At 77.7% G+C, this 943-nt stretch carries 1 protein-coding gene and 1 pseudogene; one reads left to right on the plus strand and one right to left on the minus strand.

Annotated elements, in window-relative coordinates:
* Positions 1–127, plus strand: a pseudogene (locus tag ACI783_RS19785) (IS481 family transposase); the annotation flags it as partial.
* Here the strand turns inward: ACI783_RS19785 and ACI783_RS19790 are convergent.
* Positions 124–726: a hypothetical protein gene (locus tag ACI783_RS19790; RefSeq protein WP_457142033.1), complete on the minus strand. Its 603-nt coding sequence runs from the start codon at positions 724–726 to the stop codon at positions 124–126. The pseudogene ACI783_RS19785 and the gene ACI783_RS19790 overlap by 4 nt on opposite strands.
* Positions 727–943: the final 217 nt, after the last annotated feature.

Consider the following 943-nt stretch of genomic DNA (forward strand, 5'->3'; position numbering starts at 1 on the left):
TGACGCCGACCGCGCCGCTGCCTACCCTGCCTGGCTACACCACTACAACCACCACCGCGGCCACACCGCACTCGCCGGCAGACCCCCGGCCAGCCGCGTCACCAACCTGTCAGGTCAGAACAGCTAGGCAGCGACGGCGTCGCGTGCCCGGGCGCTCACGGCACCGGCGGTCGCGGCGGCCCGCGCCAGGGCCCGGTTCTCCGCCGCCGCCAGCCGCGCGCCCTTCCGGCCGGCCTTCCGGCTGCCCTTGTGCGCTGCCTTGCCGGTGGCGCGGCGGGCGGTGCGCCGGGTGGCTGCCCGCTCGGACCGGCCGGTGAACGCCTGGGTCAGCAGGCCGAGGCCGATGCCGAGCATCCACACGTCCTTGGCGATCGTCAGCCCGTCCTGCGTGGGGGCGACGCTGCGTCCGGGCTTGGTCATGCCGGGGGTGCGCAGGTACAGCCCGACCAGGCCACCGGAGAAGCCGGTCAGCGCGGCGCCCGCGACGGCGGTCGGGACGAAGGGGGTGAGCAGCGCGGCCCCGAGGACGATCTCGGTGGTGGACAGCGCCTTGGCGAAGGTGGCCGGCTCGACCTTCTTGAGGAACGGGTAGGTGCCGGCGGCGAAGCCGTGCAGCCCGGCGGCTGTGCCGCCGTCGACGCTGCGCTTGCCCAGGCCGGAGTTGAGGATGAACGCCCCGGTCGCGATGCGAGGTGCGATCTCGGCGGGGGTGATGGGCAGGCGCATGGGGACCTCACTGGCGACGGGGATGCTGCAGTGCTCAACATCATCGTCGCCGTCCGCGAGCCGCACCGCGACCGGGGTGGGGAACGAGCTCGGGGGGGGGGGGGGGGGGGGGGGGGGGGGGGGGGGGGGGGGGGGGGGGGGGGGGGGGGGGGGGGGGGGGGGGGGGGGGGGGGGGGGGGGGGGGGGGGGGGGGGGGGGGGGGGGGGGGGGGGGGGGG

The sequence above is a fragment of the Modestobacter sp. SYSU DS0511 genome (assembly GCF_054050755.1).